Raw genomic sequence first — 17596 nt, forward strand, 5'->3', positions numbered from 1 at the left:
AATCGTGGGCATCGGCTGCCGTTACCCGGGGGGCGTGGCCGGCCCGAAAGCCTTCTGGCGCCTTTTGCGGGACGGGGTGGATGCCATCATGGAGATCCCCCCGGATCGCATGGACGTTGCCGCCTATTACGATCCGCGTCCCGCCACGCCCGGAAAAATGATGACTCGCTGGGGCGGCTTTCTGGAACAAATCGATATGTTTGATGCCAGTTTTTTTGGCATCTCTCCACGCGAAGCCGACCGACTGGATCCGCAACAGCGCTTGCTATTGGAGGTGGCATGGGAAGCGCTGGAGGATGCGGGGCAGGCGGTCGATCGTCTGGGCGGCAGCCATGCCGGCGTCTTCATTGGAATGTGGCTGAATGACTATGAGGCCCGTCTTTTTGCGAATCCCGGCGGCGTCGATTTCTACATGACCACGGGGAGTGGCCGTTATTCCGCCTCGGGCCGCCTGTCCTATGTTCTGGGGTTGCAGGGTCCCAGTCTGACGGTCGACACGGCCTGCTCTTCGTCGCTGGTGGCGGTCCACTTGGCATGCCAGAGCCTGTGGAGGAGCGAATGTTCGATGGCATTGGCGGGGGGCGCCAATGTGATCTTGCAGCCCCACATCTCGATCGCCTACTCGCAATCGAAAATGATGGCGCCCGATGGCCGATGCAAGTTCGGAGACGCCGGCGCCAACGGCTACGTTCGCAGTGAAGGAGCCGGCATTGTGGTGCTTAAGCCGCTCGCTTCCGCCTTGCGGGACGGCGACCCCATTTATGCCCTCATTCGAGGCAGTGCCGTAAACAATGACGGCCGGAGCAGTGGATACATGACCACCCCGGCGCGGGGTGGCCAGGAAGACTTATTGCGTTGGGCGTACCGCGATGCAGGAGTTTCTCCGGGCCAGATACAGTACGTGGAAGCTCATGGCACCGGGACGCTTGCGGGCGACCCGGTTGAACTCGGTGCTTTGGGGAGCGTCCTTTCCCCCGATCGCCCCCCGGGCAGACCTTGCTATGTCGGGTCCGTCAAAACTAACTTCGGTCACACCGAAGGGGCAGCAGGAATCGCCGGCCTCATCAAGACGGCCCTTATCCTCAAACATCGCTTGATCCCCGCAAGCCTCCATTTGAAGGAGTTGAACCCAACCATTGCGTGGAAGGACTGTCAACTGGTCATTCCCCGCGCGTTGACGCCCTGGCCGCAAGATTCCGAGTCCGCCGTGGCCGGCGTCAGTGCATTTGGAATCGCCGGCACTAACGCTCACGTGGTCCTCGCGGAAGCCCCAGGAGAGCAGGCCGCTGAGGACACGCGCTCGCGTCCCGATTCCACTTGCTTGCTGCCTCTTTCCGCGCGTTCACCGGAAGCGTTGGCAGCGCTGGCTCGCGCATACCTTTCCGCGGTGAACGATGAAGAAGCGCCTCCCCTGCGCGACCTCTGTTTTACCGCCAGTGTGCGCCGCACTCATCACGAACATCGTATGGCGCTGGTGGCTGGAAGCCACGCGGATGCGAGTGACCGCTTGAAGGCCTTTTTGCTGGGGGAGAACCTGCCGGGAGTGTGCGCGGGAAAGGCGGAGCCGGACCGAACCCGGAAAGTCGTATTTGTGTGTCCTGGACAAGGGTCCCAATGGCCTGGGATGGGCCGGCAACTCATGAGCCGAGAAGCCGTTTTCCGGGAATCACTGGAGCGATGCGAGCAGGCGATGCGACCCTTTGTGGATTGGTCGCTGCAGGAGCAATTGAATCTCGATCCCAGTGCTCCCGGATATCGGATGAACGAAATCGATGTCATTCAGCCCAGCCTGGTGTCGATTGAAATCGCCCTGGCTGCGCTGTGGCGTTCCTGGGGGGTGGAGCCGGACGCCGTGGTGGGACACAGCATGGGCGAGGTGGCGGCGGCCTTTGTGGCGGAAGCCTTGAGTCTGGAAGATGCCATGCACATCATCTGCGCGCGCAGCTTCCTGTTGCGACGCGTGAGCGGCAAGGGGGCGATGGCCGTGGTGGCGCTTCCCTTGGATGAGGCGAAGGAGGCCCTGGCCGGGTTCGAGGACCGTGTGTCGGTTGCGGTGAGTAACAGCCCTCGCTCCACCGTGCTGTCGGGGGATCCGGCCGCGATGGGAAAGATTCTCGGGGAGTTGCAGGCCCGGGATGTCTTTTGCCGCCTGGTGAAGGTGGACGTGGCGTCGCACAGCCCTCAGATGGATCTTCTCACGGACGACTTGCTGCGCACGCTGGACGGAATCCAACCTCGGCAGGCAAGAGTACCGGTTTATTCCACTGTGACTGCCCAGAGAAGTGATGGATCAACCTTGGACGCTCGCTATTGGATGAGCAACTTGCGGCGCCCCGTGCTTTTTTCCAGAACCGTGCAACGGCTAGCGGAGGATGATCACACAGTTTTCATCGAGCTCAGCCCCCATCCCGTTCTGATGCCATCTATCGAAGACACCCTTCACGATCTGGGCCGGGAAGGCTATGCCATTCCTTCCCTGGAGAGGGAGAAGGATGAGCGGGCGAGTTTACTGGGCTCGATCGGCCGGCTCTATACCATCGGATATCCGGTGAATTGGGAGCGCCTTTTTCCTTCCGCAGGTAAGGTTGTTTCCCTCCCCGCTTATCCGTGGCAGCGTCAACACTTCTGGATGGAGACGCAACCTTCGAAAGGGAGCACCAGCCTTGGTTGCTTCGGTGAGGGTATTGGAAGCGTCCAGGATCATCCGCTGCTTGGGGTTCGTTTGCCGGACGTGGCAAATCTGCCAGGCAGCTTCCTTTGGCAGAACAAGCTCGACGCCCGTTTCCGCGACTTGCTACGCGAACATCATGTCGAGAGTTCAGCTCCCTTGCCGGAGACAGTCTATCTGGAGATGGCTGCAGCAGCCGGCGATGCGGCATTTGGTGAAAGGCTGCATCGGATCTCCGACTTGGCTATACATCAGCCTCTGACCTTGCCTGATGGTACGGAATCGAAAATGCAGTTCATTCTGACTTTGAGCGCGCCCGGGCTGGGATCATTCCAACTCTTCAGCCGTGAGTCCGACGCGACGAAGGAATGGAAGGCGCACGTCTCCGGGAAGATCGAGGCGGGGCAAGCAGAGGCGGACTGGCTGTACGAGCTGGAGTGGAAGGAGAAACCGCTTCCACCCGATACCTTGAAGGTGCAGACCGGCCAAACTGGGCGCTGGCTGATATTTGCAGAGCGGGGAGGACTCGGCTCAGCAGTTGCGGAGTTACTGCAATCGCACGGCGAGGAGTGCGTCCTAGTGTTTGTCGGAGACTCCTTTCAAGTTCAAGGACCCGGGCGCTTTTGCGTCGACCCGCGACGATTGGAAGACATGCAGCGACTGCTTCATGAGGCGCTGGGCGCCGCACACCCCTCTTGCCGGGGCATCATCTACCTCTGGAGTTTGGATTCGACGACAACCCGTTCAGCGAGCTTCCTCCAGGATTCGCAAGCTCTCAGTTGTGACGGCGTGTTGCATTTGATCCAGTCGCTCGCCCAAATGGAATGGAAGACACCGCCTCGCCTATGGTTGGTCACCCGGGGCGCGCAAGCAGTCGAGCCGGCGGATGGGATGTCACTGTCCGTGGAGCAAGCTCCCTTGTGGGGCCTGGGACGGGTTATTGCGCTTGAGCATCCGAACCTGTGGGGCGGATTGGTGGATTTGCCTCGCTTCGAGAAGACATCAACTACGGCGGAGGTAGCAACCACGCTTCGGGAAGAGATCCTGGGCTCGGACGGCGAGGACCAGGTGGTGCGCCGTGAGGGGCGGCGCTATGTGGTGCGCCTGGTGAGATCTCATGCCGGCGCCGCCGTAAGGAAACCGCTCACTCTCCTGCCTGATGCGACCTACTTGATAACCGGAGGTCTCGGAAGCCTGGGACTCCGTCTCGCCGGTTGGCTGATGTTACAGGGGGCACGACATTTAGTGCTGACGAGTCGGACGGGTCTGCCGGAGCGGTCCACATGGGCGTCCGTCCCTCCCGAGACCGAGCTCGGAAAGCGGATTGCCGCCGTCAGAACCTTGGAGGAACGTGGGGCGAAGATTCTCGTCGCCAAGGCCGATGTCGGCGACGAATCACAGATGTCGAGCCTGTGGGAGGAACTCGCCCGCCACCGCAGCCCACTTCGAGGAATTATTCACGCCGCTGGAATCGTGGGGTCACATGACCTGGTTGATCTCAAACCGGAGGAATTTCACGAAGTCCTGCGCTCCAAGGTGACGGGGGCGTGGTTGCTCCACCAATTCACCCAAGCCAGGAAAGGCGCGGAGGCGCTGGATTTCTTTGTCCTGTTTTCCTCGGGAGCATCGGTATGGGGCTCTCAGGGGCTGGGTCATTATGCGGCGGCAAATCATTTCCTGGATGCCCTGTCTCACCATCGGGCTGGTCTTGGACTTCCGGCGTTGAGCGTTAATTGGGGCTGGTGGGAGGGTCCAGGGCTGGTCTCAGAGGAACTGGCCACGCTTTTCGGACGCATCGGCTTGAAGAGCCTTCCGCCCGAACAGGCCCTCGCAGCCCTCGCATACCTGTTGGAAACGGGCGCAACCCAGAAGACGGTGGCGGATGTGGACTGGAAGGTTTTTGGACCCATCTACGAGGCCAGGAAAAAGCGGCCATTTCTTGAACAGTTGACAGCCCGACCACAAGTCCAGGTGGAGGCGGGGGAGGTGGAAGAGAACAAGAGGTCGCGCCTGCTGCAGCGGATTCAGCAGGCCTCCCCGATCGATAAGAGGCCGCTCTTGCATAGCTACATCCGCACGCAGGTGGCTGAGATTCTGGGGTTTGGGTCATCCGATGGCGTCGATCCAAGGCAAGGCTTTTTCAAAATGGGCATGGACTCCATCATGACGGTGCAATTGCGAACGCGCCTGGAAGTGAGCCTGGGCTGCTCTCTTCCGCCGACCGTTGCTTTTGAATACCCGACCGTCGAGGCCTTGACGAAATACTTGGCTGAGACCGTGATTAAGTTGGAAGAGCCCGCGAGTGCTGCGGTCCTCTCGCTGTCACCCGAAAAGAAGAAAGAGGCGCCGGAGGTCCGGCAAGAAGCCTTTTCCGAAGAGGAACTGGTTGAGTTGCTCGCGAAGAAATTGGAACAGATCAGGTGAAACCGCCGGTGGCGGCGGGTTTTTGGAAGGAGATAAGGATTTTGGAAAACGATAAAGGGACCGATTCCATGAATCACTTATCAGAACCCAAGGACCGGCGGGCCGTGCTGCAACGGGCGCTCCGGGCTATGGAGGAAATGCAGGCCAAGCTCGATGCTCTCGAGCGTGAGAAGAGGGAACCGATCGCGATCATTGGAATGGGCTGCCGGTTTCCCGGCCATGCCAGTAGTCCGGAGGCTTACTGGAATCTGTTGCGCGACGGGGTGGATGCCATTCGCGAAGTTCCTGCGGATCGCTGGGACATCGACGCTTTTTATGATCCCGATCCCGATTGTCCGGGCAAGATGTACACGCGGATGGGCGGATTCCTGGACGAGGTCGACAAGTTTGACGCGTATTTTTTCGGGATTTCTCCCCGCGAGACTCGGAAGACGGATCCCCAACAGCGATTGGTGCTGGAAGTGAGCTGGGAGGCGCTGGAGGACGCCGCCATTGCTCCCAAGAGCCTGCTGGGGAGTCAGACCGGCGTTTTTATTGGTATCACAAACTACGATTATGCCCGGATTGTAGAGCGCGCGGGCCTGGAGTTCATTGACGCCTACCACCTCACCGGGAATTGCCTCAACTTTGCGGCCGGGCGAATTTCGTATTCTTTTGGATTGCAGGGACCCGCGATGGCGGTGGATACAGCCTGCTCAACCTCCGGGGTCACAATCCATCTTGCCTGCCAAAGCCTCCGCAACCGGGAATGCAACCTGGCCCTGGCGGGCGGAGTCAACCTGATCCTGTCGCCTGAAATCAGCATTACCTCGACCAAGGCAAGGACCCTTTCTCCCGACGGCTACTGCAGGACTTTCGACTCCAGGGCCAACGGTTATGTTCGGGGTGAAGGTTGTGGCGTTGTTGTGCTGAAGCGCTTATCCGACGCTCTGGCCGACGGCGATAATATCCGTGCCGTCATTCGCGGCTCGGCGGTGAATCAAGATGGCGCCAGCAGTGGAATTACGGTTCCCAACAAGCTGGCCCAGGCCGAAGTGATGCGCCAGGCGCTGGAGAGAGCTGGGCTAGAACCGGATCAGGTGGATTTTGTAGAGACCCACGGGACTGGAACCCCTTTAGGAGATCCGATTGAGGTGCGGGGTTTAGCCTCGGTCTACAGCCGGGGACGATCTGCAAATCATCCGCTGATTATCGGGACCGTGAAGACCAATGTGGGCCACTTGGAATCGGCCGCGGGTGTAGCCGGGTTGATCAAAGTGGTCCTTTCGCTGCAGCACCGCACCATTCCAGCTCACTTGCATTTCAAGAAGCTCAATCCCGCGATCACGCTTGACGATATTCCTGCACTCATCCCCGTCCAGGCAATGCCCTGGCCCAGCCGAGACAAGGCGCACGTGGCTGGCCTGAGCTTTTTCGGTGGAAGCGGGACCGTTGCCCACATGATCGTGGAGGAGGCCCCGGAACTTCATTCTGCCCCTGAGGATAACTCCCGAACCTCACACTTGTTCTGTCTGTCCGCAAAGAATCCAGTCGCCTTGAATGAACTGGCGGGTCGCTACGAAGGCTATCTCGCGACCCCAGCGGCGGCATCACTGGCTGACGTGTGTTACACGGTCGATGCAGGACGGTCGCATTTCAATCATCGACTCTCCGTCGTCAGCTCAACTTCAGAGGAGTTGCGGGAACGGCTGCTTGATTACAGAGCGGGCCACGAGGCTGCAGGACTGTCGTGCAGAGAGGTTCCGGGTATCCAGGCACCCAAGGTTGTTTTCCTGTTCACGGGACAGGGGGGGCAGTACTTGAATATGGGGCGCCGGCTGTACGAGGGCGAGCCGATCTTCCGAAGCGTCGTCGATCGCTGTGATGAATGCCTGCGCCCGCATCTGCCAATGTCCTTGCGGTCGGTGTTGTACCCGCAGCCGGGGGCGAGCACGCCCTTGGATGAGACCCAGTACACGCACGTGGCGATGTTTGCAGTCCAGTACGGGCTGGCCGCGTTGTGGCGTTCCTGGGGGGTAGAGCCCGCGCTGATCATGGGCCACAGCGTCGGGGAGATCGTAGCCGCTACGGTGGCCGGGCAGATGAGCTTTGAGGACGGACTCAAACTGATGCGTGAGCGGGGACGTCTCATGCAAAGCCTTCCGGCCGCCGGGATGATGGCATCCCTGCTCGCCGACGAAAAGCGGGCCGCCGCTGCCCTGGCCCCCTACCGGGATCGAGTGGCTATTGCCGCCGTCAACGGGCCGGAGAGCACAGTGATTTCCGGAGAAAAGGCGGCGGTGCAGGCGATTGTGAAGCAGTTGGAGAGGGAGGGCACCAAGGTCAAATTACTAAAGGTGTCCAATGCCTTTCATTCGCCGCTGGTGGAGCCCGTGTTGGCGGAATTCGAACAGACTGCGAAAGAACTGAATTACGCCGCTCCGCAGGTTGCTTTGTTTTCCAGCATGCGCCTGGAAATGGTGGGAGAACAGAATCTGCTGGATGCGACGTACTGGCGGCAGAATCTTCGGAACACGGTGCGTTTTTCCGAGGCCATGCAGAAGCTTTATGAACAAGGCTATCGCTTGTTTGTGGAGATTGGGCCAACTCCCATTCTGGTCAGCATGGGTAGCCAATGCGTGCCGATCGGTGAAGGGGTCTGGCTGCCTTCGCTGCGGGAAGATCGGGACGATTGGCAACAATTACTGGAAAGCCTGGGGCAGCTCTACGTGAATGGCGTCGATGTGAACTGGGATGGGTTCTACCAGGATCGTCGAGGCCGCAAGATCGCCCTGCCCACCTATCCCTTCCAACGCGAGCGGTACTGGGTGGATTCCCCATCCCGCGCCGAGCAGCCCATAGCCGGCCTTGCCGCGAAGGCTTCTGGTACAAGCCATCCATTGCTGGGTAGTCGATTGCGTTCCGCAATCCCCCTCTTCGAACAGCAACTCAGTGTTACTCGTCTTCCCTTTCTCAAAGACCATTGCGTTTTTGGCAAAGCAGTTCTTCCAGCCACCGCCTATCTGGAGTTGGTGCAGGCCGCAGCAGGCGAGACTTTTGCAGGCAAGCAGACCACCGTAAGAAACGTGGTTCTTACTCAGGCCCTCCTGCTCCCGGACGAAGAAGAAAGAACGATTCAGGTGATGGTGACAGAGACGGAGCCGGGTTCCGCCACTTTTAAAGTCTTCAGCCTCGATCCAAAGGGAGAAAAGAGAAGCCCCGCATGGATGCTTCATACCACCGGCGATATATCCGCGGAAGAAGAGGGCAGCCGCGATGGGTCGCAGGAACTCGTTAACCTCACCGACATTCAAAGGCGTTGCCAGACCAAGGTGGAGGTCGAATCCCACTATGAGTCGCTGCGGTCGCGAGGGCTGGAGTTTGGACCCGACTTCAAAGGAATAGAAGGGTTATGGAGACATGAGGGAGAGGCCATTGGTTTGATCAAGCTCCCTGCCTCCTTATCCGCCGAAACAGAGCGGTATCACATTCACCCGGCTTTCATGGACGCTTGCTTGCAGCCCGTCGTCGCGGCGTTGTCGGCGCCTGCCACTTCCAATGCTGAAACGCAGACTTACTTGCCGCAGCGACTGGAAAGCTTCACGGTGTACCGCCGTCCTGGCGATCAAGTATGGAGTCATGTCACTCTTGGCAAAGGTGTCGCCATCGACAGCACCGAGATTACTGCGGACATCGAGGTTTTTGATCCCGCGGGACAAAGGGTTTTCGAAGTTCGGGGTTTGGTTCTTAGACGGGCGGGACGAGAGGCAATCATCCCCTTCGAGCAAGAGGATTTCAGCCAATGGTTGTATGAGTTCAAATGGGAAGAAAAGCCGCGACAAATCGAGAGGCCTGAGAGTTCCGCCTTCATTCCCGCCCCCCTGCGTATTGCGCAAGCACTCCTGCCATATGCGCGGCGAAGCCGCTCGGAGCCAGGGTTAGAGGAGTTTGCCTCCCTGCTGCCAAGGCTGGAGGGGTTGAGCACTCAATATGTATGGCAGGCGCTCCGGGAATTGGGCTGGAGGATTCAGGAACATCACACCTTCACCACCGAGTCGAAAGCGCGCGAACTGCGCGTCCCGGAACGGTACCATCGTCTCCTGGGCAGAATGTTCGAGATGTTGCAACAGGACGGCTGCCTCTTGCGAGACGGCCAAGAGTGGAAAGTCTCCCGCGTTCCTCCCGAGCAAAATCCCGAGGAGGAGCTATCGACCCTTTTGAAGGAATACCCAGCCTCTTCCGCGGAGTTGATCCTGGTCGGGCGGTGCGGTCAGCACTTCGCCCGAGCCATGAGAGGTGAATCCGAGCCGCTGGAGCTGTTATTTCCCAATGGGTCTTTAGGAGACGTGGAAAGACTCTACAGAGACTCTCCGTACTTTCGTTTCTACAACGGGCTCATTCAGCAGGCTGTTATGGAGGTGGTTGGCGGAGCGCCCCAGGATCGACCCTTAAGGATCCTGGAGATCGGCGCGGGAACCGGAAGCACCACGTCCTATCTGTTGCCCAAACTTTCGGCCCAACGGACGGAGTATGTATTCACAGACGTCTCGAGTCTTTTTACCTCCAAGGCCCGGGAAACCTTTGCCGCCTACCCCTTCGTAAGTTATCGGGTTCTCGATATCGAGAAGAACCCATTGGAGCAGGGCTTCAGTAGTCATTCGTTCGACCTGATCATCGCGGCCAATGTCCTGCATGCCACGGCGGATTTGCGTCAGACCCTCCAACAGATTCAAACACTCTTGTCGTCGGAAGGCTTGCTCGTGCTGCTGGAAGCGACTCGGCCACTCCGATTCGCGGACATCATCGTGGGCCTGACGGAGGGTTGGTGGAGGTTTACCGATACGGAGCTCCGGCCCTCACACGCACTGCTTTCTCAAGACCAATGGCGGAAGTTGCTCATCGGGAGTGGATTCACCGAGGTGGCAACGTCCCCCGAACAGGAGCGGGACAGCGTTCTATCCAATCAGTCCTTGGTCCTGGCTCGCGGCCCGCGCACGGCAGAGGAGGCGAAGAAACTGGGGCAGGTAATGGGTGTCCCGGCGCGGAAGGGGAGTTGGCTGATATTGGCCGATCACGGCGCCATGGGAATAGGCCTGGAGACGACCCTGAAATCTCACGGGGAAGGCTGCGTCTTTGTTTCCGCGGGAAAGAAATTCGAAAACCGGGGTCGAGGACACTTCCAGGTCGATGCCAGCAGCCCGGAAGATTTCCAAAGGCTCTTACAGGAGGCCGGATGCTCAAATGGGTCCACCCTGAACGGAGTTGTATATCTCTGGCCACTGAACGATTCTTCCAGTGCATTCCAGGACTGGGAAACTTTGAAAGGGGAAATTCAAAAGGGATGTGGGAGTTTGCTCCACCTGGTGAAGGCCCTTGTTTCCGGCGGGAGTTCCCTGACCAACAATCTGTGGATTGTGACCCGTGGGGCCCAATCCGTGGATTCTGAAACAGCTTTGAGATCGTTGTCGCAGTCTCCGACCGCAGCCTTGGGAAGCACCATAGGCCTCGAGTACCCGGAACTCCACTGTGGAAGGGTTGATCTGGATCCCGTTGCTTCCCCCGACGAAGTGGAGGCACTTTTTGAAGAGGTCAGGAACGAGAAGGACGAGAACTTGGTGGTCTTTCGTCACGGGCGTCGCTTGGTGGCGCGACTGGTCCAAAGCAGAGTCGATTCTCCCGCAGCGCATAAGAGCCCCAAGGCAGATATCAACCAACCCTACCAGCTAAGGATCTCTTCAACCGGCATCCTGGACAATCTGTCTCTGTGTCCCGTGGAACGCCGGTCGCCGGGCCAAGGCGAAGTAGAGATTGAGGTCCACGCTACGGGTATGGGTTTCAGGGACGTTTTGATGGCGTTGGGGCGATATCCCGGGACCTCCCATGTTTTCGGATACGAATGCGCCGGAAAAATCGTGAGCGTGGGAGAAGGGGTCGAGCAGTTCCGCGTGGGGCAAAGGGTGATGGCGGTGGGACCGGGCAGTTTTTCTGCCTTCCTGACGATTTCGGCGGACCGGATCGTCGCTATCCCGGAGCCTCTCCAGGAAGATGAAGCCGCGACTCTCCCGAGTGCGTTCTTGACAGCGCAGTATGCTCTCTGTCGCCTGGGCAAGATCTCAGCCGGAGAAAAGGTACTGATTCACGCGGCGGCGGGAGGGGTAGGACTGGCGGCGGTGCAACTGGCTCAGCGGGCCGGAGCAGAGATTTTTGCCACGGCCGGGAGTGCGGAGAAGCGGGCCTATTTGAAGTCGTTGGGGGTACCTCATGTCATGGACTCGCGATCTCTCGATTTCGCCGGCGAGATCATGGAAATCACGGGCGGACACGGTGTGGACCTCGTACTCAATTCCCTGGCCGGCGAATTCATTCCCAAGAGCTTTTCCATCACAGCGACCAACGGACGGTTCTTAGAAATCGGCAGGACCGGGATTTGGGACCAGGCCCAAGTGGCCCAATTGAACAGGAATCTTTCGTACTTCCCCATCGACCTGGCTTCGACCTTCGAAAAGAGCCCTGAACTGGTTCGGAGCCTGTTCGATGAACTGATCCCGGATTTCAGGACGGGCCAGTTGAAGCCGTTGCCGCTCAAGATATTCCCCCTTGATGAATTGATCCCTGCCTTCCGGTTTATGGCGCAGGCCAGGCACATCGGCAAGGTGGTGTTGTCTCACCCGAGTTTCCGCGGACAGCGAGAGGGTTCCGCCCGTGTGGAGCCCGGCCGAGAGAGAACGCTGAAACCCGAGGGGAGCTATCTGATCACCGGGGGCCTAGGAGGACTTGGGCTGCTGGTGGCCGGGTGGATGTCGGAACAGGGTGCAACGCATCTGGTATTGACTGGCCGCAGTGGAGCTTCCGAGTCAGCGGTTAGCGCGATCCGCGCAATGGAGGAGAAAGGCACCCGCGTCGTGGTGGCCCAGGGTGATGTATCGGACCGCGCCCTCTTGGTGGAACTGTTCTCAAGGTTTGGCCATTCGCTGCCGCCCTTGCGAGGGATTGTCCACTCGGCGGGAACCCTCGACGATGGAGTCCTCGCCCAACAGACCTGGGAGCGCTTCGAGAGAGTAATGGCGCCGAAGGTGGACGGGGCATGGCATCTACATACTCTTTCGCAGGATCGGCCCCTCGATTTCTTCGTCCTCTTTTCCTCAGCAGTCTCGATGCTGGGATCGGCGGGTCAAGGGAACCATGTGGCCGCCTGCGCCTTTGAGGATGCGCTTGCACATCACCGGCACGATCTCGGATTACCCGCCCTGAGTATCAACTGGGGACCCTGGGGTGAGATTGGAGCTGCGACCCAGGGCGGGGTGAGCCACCGCCTCCGAATGAAAGGGTTTCACCTAATTGAACCGCAGCAAGGGCTGCGCGTTTTTGAACACCTGCTCTGGCAGGACCGGGCCCAGGTCGGAGTGATGTCGGTCGATTGGCGGCAGTATGTCGATTCGCTTCCTCCGGGGTGCCAGTCCATGCTGTTTTCAAGAGTGCTATCCAAGGCGGACGTCCATCCGCTGGTCGAACCACGGAAAGCCCCACAACCACCAGCCTTGCTGGAGCAACTCAGGCAAGCGCCTCCGAACAAGCGTCGCCCGCTGCTCGAGGCGCATATTCGCGAACTGGCCATCAAGGTTCTTGGGCTCAACCCTTCGTTCAAGCTCGACGTGAATCAGGGTCTGGCAACGTTCGGGATGGACTCTCTGATGACGATCGAGTTGAAGAACCGCCTCCAGGCCAGCGTTGGAAAACCATTATCCTCGACGATCGTGTTTGATCACCCCACCGTGGCGGCGCTGGCTGAGCACCTTGAGCAGAATGTTTTGATGGCTGGGGAAAATTCAAAAGAGGCAGGCAGGACAGCGAAAGCCCATGATGAAGAAGCCAGGACCCTGACCGAACTGAAGCAGCTTTCGGATGAGGAGGCAGAGGCAATACTGGCCAAAGAATTGTCCGGTACTCCCTGATCTCGCGCATGGGTATGCATTGCCCATGGGTGGACGACCGGTGAGTTCATTCTTGAGGCAAGCCAAGAAAGCTTGCCATGGCAGACAAAGAGTAGAGAACAACAAATGGACGATTACTCTCAAGGCGCGGATCAACTCTCGCCGGTGAAACGAGCGATTGCGGAACTTCGGATGTTGCGAGCCAAACTCAAAGAGGCTGAGCGCGTTCGAGACGAGCCCATCGCAGTGATCGGAATGGGATGCCGCTTTCCCGGCGGAGCGGACGATCCGGATTCACTCTGGCGGCTGTTGTGCGATGGGACCGATGCCATCCGCGAAGTGCCGGCGGACCGTTGGGACATCAACGAGTTCTTCGATCCGAACCCCGATGCACCCGGGAAGATGTCGACCCGTTGGGCAGGATTTCTGGACGAGGTCGACAAATTTGACGCCGATTTCTTTGGCGTCTCACCGCGCGAAGCCGTGACCCTGGATCCGCAGCAGCGGCTGTTTCTGGAGGTTGGCTGGGAGGCTCTGGAAAACGCCGGCCAGTCCCCGGAAAAGCTGTTGGGCAGTTCCACCAGCGTGTTTTTGGGAATTGCCAGTAACGACTACGCCCAGCTTCAAATGCAGTTTGGAGACCCCGCCCAGATCGACGCCTACTTGGCCACCGGCACGTGTCACAGCGTTGCCTCGGGTCGGCTGTCGTACACCCTCGGCCTTCAGGGCTCCGCCATCGCTCTTGACACGGCTTGCTCTTCTTCGCTCGTTGCGGTGCATCTGGCGTGTCAGGGTCTTCGCCTGGGGGACTGCCGAATGGCCCTGGCCGGGGGCGTGAACGTGATCTTGGCGCCAGAGCTTCTAATCAATTTCTCCAAGTCCCACATGATGGCCGCAGATGGCCGCTGTAAGACCTTTGATGCCTCGGCCGATGGGTTTGTGCGTGGTGAAGGATGTGGGGTGGTGGTGCTGAAACGTCTCGCCGACGCGGTCACAGACGGAGACAACATCCTGGCTGTGATTCGGGGCACTGCCATCAATCAGGATGGACGCAGCAGCGGTCTCACTGTCCCGAATGGCTCTTCCCAGCAGGAAGTCATTCGGAAGGCCTTGAGGAATGCCGGCGTGGAGCCATCCGAGGTGGGATATGTCGAAGCCCACGGGACGGGAACTTCCCTAGGCGACCCCATCGAGGTTCATGCCCTGAATGCGGTATACGGAGTAGGTCGATCCAAGCAGCATTCTCTTGCCCTCGGATCGATCAAAACGAACGTCGGACACCTGGAGACAGCGGCGGGCGTGGCCGGGCTTATCAAAGTCGTGCTCATTCTCATGCACGGGGAAATCCCTCCTCACCTGCACTTCAAGGAGCCCAATCCGCACATCCCCTGGAATGAAGTCGCGATTACAGTGCCCTCGACCCGCACGCCTTGGCCATCGAACTCCACGCGACGCATCGCTGCGGTTAGCTCTTTTGGATTCAGCGGCACCAACACTCACATCATCGTTGCCGAGGCGCCAGAGCCGAAACCAGCTGCTGCGGATCCGGATCGATCTCGCCATCTTCTGACTCTTTCAGCAAAGGGTGCCGGGTCGCTGAAGGAACTGGTGGGCCGGTACGCGCGACACCTCGGAGAGCATCCTGAGATCCCCCTGGCTGATGTGTGTCACACCGCCAATGCCGGACGATCGCATTTCGAGCATCGTCTCGCGGCGGTCGCCGCCTCCAGCGAGCAACTGCGCCAAAGCCTCCTGGCTTGTGCCGACGGGCAGGAGTCCGTGGGAGTGCTCCAGGGTCACGTCGACTTGACCCAGCGACCGGAAGTCGTGTTCCTCTTCACCGGGCAGGGCGGGCAATACGTCAACATGGGACGGGCGTTGTATGGCAGCGAGCCCGTTTTCCGGGAGGTGGTGGACCGCTGCGATGAGTTGGTGCGACCGCATCTGGAGAAGCCGTTGCGCTCGGTGATGTATCCGGCAGGGGGCGAGGCGACGCCGCTGGACCAAACCCAGTACACGCATGTAGCGATGTTTGCGGTGCAATACGGACTGGCCCAGTTGTGGCGGTCCTGGGGAGTGGAGCCGGGGGCGGTGATGGGCCACAGCGTGGGCGAAATCGTGGCAGCCACGGTGGCCGGCATGATGAGCCTGGAGGACGGGTTGATGATCATGCGAGAGCGCGGCCGCTTGATGCACAGTCTTCCTCCCACCGGTCTGATGGCTTCGCTGCTGGCGGGAGAAGCGCAGGTGGCCGCGGTCCTGGAACCTTATCGGGACAGGGTGGCGATCGCGGCGGTGAACGGGCCGGAGAGCACTGTGATTTCGGGGGAGCGCACGGCCGTGCAGGAAATCCTGCGCCGCTTGGAGGCGCAGGGAATCAAGACCAAGCCTTTGAAGGTCTCCAACTCCTTCCACTCTCCGCTGGTGGAGCCGGTGCTGGAAGAGTTTGAACATTCGGCGGCCCAGGCTACTTACCGCCCGCCGCAGGTGGCCCAGTTCTCCAGCATGCGCTTGCAGTGGGTGGGCGAACAGAACTTATTGGATGCCGCCTACTGGCGCTACAACCTGCGGAACACGGTGCGCTTTTCCCAGGCCATGGGCGCGCTCTACGAGCAAGGCTACCGCGTGTTCCTGGAAATCGGTCCTTCCCCCATTCTGGTCGGCATGGGCAGCCAGTGCGTACCGCAAGGCCAGGGCGTCTGGTTGCCATCCCTCCGCCGGGACCGCGGGGATTGGGAGCAAATGCTGGAAGATCTTGGCACGCTGTACGTGAACGGCGTGAACATCGACTGGAAAGAGTTCGACCGGGGTCGCGGTCGCAGGAAGGTCATGCTGCCGACGTACCCTTGGAAGCGTAAGCAGTTCTTGGCGGAGGCAGCCAAGGCACGGCGACGCGGAACCAGCTCCCAGGAAACCTCCCGATGGCACAATGTCGTGACCTCAGCACTCGCGCAATGTCGCCAGGTTCCCATGGATCTGTCCCTCGACAGCTATCCAGCCAAGTGGAAGACCCTCGACCGAATGGCCACGGCCTATATGTCTCACACGCTCTTCGAGCTGGGGGCCTTCCGAACTCCGAATCAAACATACTCGCTCGATTCATTGCTTCAAGAGCTCAAAATCCTGCCTACCTACCGAATCCTCATTGCGCGTTGGCTGAACAAACTGGCCGCCGAAGGAGTGCTCCAGCAAGTGGGGGACGCATATAGCAATCCAGCGTCCCTTCCCGAGGACCTTCTCAAACTCGACAGTAGCCTCGCTGGCAAGGAGCTGGCAGACATTCCATTTGTGCTGGAGTACATGCGCCGTTGTGGCGAAATGGCGCCTGCCATTCTGACGGGCGAAGTCTCACCCCTCGATACGCTTTTCCCGGGAGGCTCGCTCGCATTGGCGGAAGATATCTATGAACACTGGGCCCTCTCGCGCTATTTCAGCGGTGTCGCCAGATCGGTCTTGGAATCGCTGGTAAGAACCCTGCCGCTGGGCCGGCAACTGCGGATTGCGGAGATCGGCGCGGGCACGGGGGGTTCAACTTCGGCGATGCTGCCGGTGCTGCCGCCCGGTCGCACTCTTTACTGCTTCACGGACGTATCCAAGTTCTTCTTTGATCGTGCGCGTGACAAGTACAAGGAATACCCGTTTCTTCGTTTCGGGCTGCTGGATATAGAGAAAAAACCGGCGGAGCAGGGCTTTGGAGAACATACCTTCGACGCCGTGGTGGCTGCCAACGTCCTGCATGCCACCCGCAACCTGGATGAAACGATTGAGAATGTTTTAAGCCTGCTGAGTCCGGGAGGCCTGTTAGTCCTGTGTGAAGTGACCAATGCACCGTCGTGGATCGAATTCTCCTACGGCCTCATTGAAGATTGGCATCGTTTTAACGACGGGTTGCGCCAGGATAGTCCCCTGCTTTCCCGGGAACAGTGGGCGACGTTGCTTCGTTCACACGGTTTCGAAGAGGTTGTGGCCTTTCCCGAGTCCGGATCACCCGCCGAAATCTTGGGAGAACATTGCATGGTTGCCCGGGCCCCGTCGTTCACATACTCCATCCAAAGCGAGGGACGCGATGCGTGGATGGAGGATTTGAGCGAGCAGTCTTCAACGGCTTTGATCGAAACCGACAGTGCCGAGGTTTCGAAAGGGCGCGTGCAGGATTTCCTGGACACACTCCGGCAATCTCCTCCCAGTGAACAGCACGAACAACTGGTGGAATTTGTGCGGAGCCGCACGATGAAGGTGCTGCGGCGAGATCGTTCTGACCCCATCGATCGTCGCCACCGCCTGATGGATCTGGGCATTGATTCTCTTATGGCGGTCGAACTGAGAAACAGCTTGAGCGCGGACCTGGGTTTGCCTCGCGCGCTTCCCGCCACCCTCATCTTCGACTATCCCAACGTGGAAGCCATTGCGGAGTATCTGGCGTCCCGGGTTCTGACTCTTGATCAGGTGGCTTCAGGAAGTCATCCCGGGCCTAGCCAGGAAGCGGGGATCGATAGCGTCGCGGAGACTAGGGCGGCGGCGTTGAGCATCGAGGATTTGTCAGACGACGAAGTGGAAAAGATGCTGCTTAAGAAGCTGGAAACGATGTAGGCCG

At 59.4% G+C, this 17596-nt stretch carries 3 protein-coding genes; all 3 read left to right on the forward strand.

The window, feature by feature from the left end; genetic code table 11:
* Window positions 1-4: 4 nt before the first annotated feature.
* The 3 genes from LAN64_14985 to LAN64_14995 all read left to right on the forward strand — a co-directional run bounded on the left by LAN64_14985 (window position 5) and on the right by LAN64_14995 (window position 17592).
* Entirely contained in the window at window positions 5-5092 is a 5088-nt protein-coding gene (locus LAN64_14985) for a type I polyketide synthase (GenBank protein MBZ5569141.1), read from the forward strand.
* Window positions 5089-13023, forward strand: coding sequence for an SDR family NAD(P)-dependent oxidoreductase (locus tag LAN64_14990; protein ID MBZ5569142.1), 7935 nt, complete (start codon window positions 5089-5091; stop codon window positions 13021-13023). Before LAN64_14985 ends, LAN64_14990 begins: the two co-directional genes overlap by 4 nt.
* 105 nt (window positions 13024-13128) lie before the next feature.
* The gene (locus tag LAN64_14995) at window positions 13129-17592 is read left to right on the forward strand and encodes an acyltransferase domain-containing protein (protein ID MBZ5569143.1); all 4464 of its coding nucleotides are present in this window, start codon (window positions 13129-13131) and stop codon (window positions 17590-17592) included.
* Window positions 17593-17596: the final 4 nt, after the last annotated feature.

The organism is Terriglobia bacterium (assembly GCA_020073185.1).
In the GTDB taxonomy this organism is placed as follows: Bacteria; Acidobacteriota; Terriglobia; order Terriglobales; family Acidobacteriaceae; genus JAIQGF01.